Source organism: Roseburia zhanii (assembly GCF_014287635.1).
GTDB lineage: Bacteria > Bacillota > Clostridia > Lachnospirales > Lachnospiraceae > Roseburia_B > Roseburia_B zhanii.
In genome coordinates this window covers 1-829 of record NZ_JACOPH010000081.1, presented here as the reverse complement: position 1 = coordinate 829, position 829 = coordinate 1, and the positions used below count along the sequence as shown (strand labels likewise).

Sequence of the window (829 nt, the reverse complement as noted above, 5' to 3'; positions counted from 1 at the left end):
AGAGCAGTGTATAAGAATTTCTGGTTGCTGTAGATAATGGGATTGAGTTCTTCTGGAACTGTAAAAACCACATGGAAATAAGGAGCATCTAAGATATCCTCCCGCCGTGCATCTACCCATTTTTCTTTTTGAAACTCCTGACACATAGGACAGCATCTGTCACGGCAGGAGTTATAGTGGACTGATATGCAGCCGCAGTCCTCGCATACGCTTACATTCACACCAAAGGCGCCGGTTTTGCAATTCATGATGTGATAAGCGGCCTTTCGCTGAGCGGGAGAAATATCATGTGTGGATTCAAATGATGAATAAAAATGATGAAAAACATCCTGAATCGTACAATCCTTACTCATGATTCGCCACCTTCCGGGTTATCGAACGGGCTGCGGATCCCAAGAAGTGTCTTGTTGCTCACATGAAGGTAAACATCTGTAGAGCGAGGATCAACATGTCCCAGAAGTGACTGGATATATTTTATATCTGTGCCACTTTCGAATAAGTGGCTGGCAAAACTATGACGACATGCATGAGAGGAAACATGACGGGTAATGCCGGCGAGTTTAGCACTTTTCTTAAAGAACTGGTTAACACTGGCTATATCAAGATATCCACCGGACCAGAAACTTGGGAAAAGGATATCTTTAGGGCGACCACATTTGTACCAATACTCTGTGAGAAGGTCTAAATTTTTTTGAGACAGAATCGTATACCTGTCAATTCTGCCTTTGGTTTCACGAACATGAATTGTCATGTTGGTACGTGAAATGTCATCATAATGAAGATGAACAACCTCTGATACACGTAATCCGGAAGAATACATAGTTGCAAT

At 42.3% G+C, this 829-nt stretch carries 2 protein-coding genes; both read right to left on the bottom strand.

Going from position 1 to position 829, the window contains the following annotated elements; translation table 11 throughout:
- The coding region (locus H8S17_RS16230) for an IS91 family transposase (protein ID WP_186867905.1) at window positions 1-353 on the bottom strand (353 nt) is incomplete at its 3' end.
- Window positions 350-829: tyrosine-type recombinase/integrase (locus H8S17_RS16225; protein WP_186867904.1), on the bottom strand; the 480-nt coding region annotated here is incomplete at its 5' end. The genes H8S17_RS16225 and H8S17_RS16230, both read right to left, overlap by 4 nt.